1 tRNA gene is annotated in these 487 nt (G+C 43.9%); it reads right to left on the bottom strand.

From position 1 onward, the window contains the following. Positions 1 to 261: 261 nt before the first annotated feature. Positions 262 to 335, bottom strand: a tRNA-Ile gene (locus tag EJ063_RS21935). Between the last annotated feature and the right edge of the window lie 152 nt (positions 336 to 487).

Here is a 487-nt window from a genome sequence, read left to right as displayed (position 1 = left end):
CTTGCTCTGTTGCTGTCGTTGTGGTTGTCGCTGTCACTTACATTGAATCTSACTGTGACGCACGATATTACTCAGTGTTCATGTGGATTTCTACTTTTGCATGTTGTTGTTTGTGGGCATTTGTAGGTGTTGAGCGTTGATTATTGTTGTTATTCSTGGACACTTGTGTGTTGATTGGTGGTGATTGTGGTGTGGATAGGTATTTGTCAGTATTTGGAGCGCATAGAATGATTGTCTGAGAATGTGGTGGTGGTGARAAGTTGGCTTCGGAGGGGATCGAACCCTCGACATTCGCGTTATTAGCACGACGCTCTAACCAACTGAGCTACGAAGCCGACCATTTKACTCACACAACACGTCCAACGGCAATCACCATCTGGAACAATCACCAAATAACGCGTCTCACACAACGCGTACAACGAAAATCACCATCAAATAACACCTACACAAATCACACATACACAACATCAACATCAACATCAACAAC

It is taken from the genome of Vibrio aquaticus (assembly GCF_003970385.1).
GTDB classification, from domain to species: domain Bacteria; phylum Pseudomonadota; class Gammaproteobacteria; order Enterobacterales; family Vibrionaceae; genus Vibrio; species Vibrio aquaticus.
The sequence above is the reverse complement of the archived record's forward strand: the minus strand, read 5'-3'. Positions and strand labels throughout refer to the sequence as shown.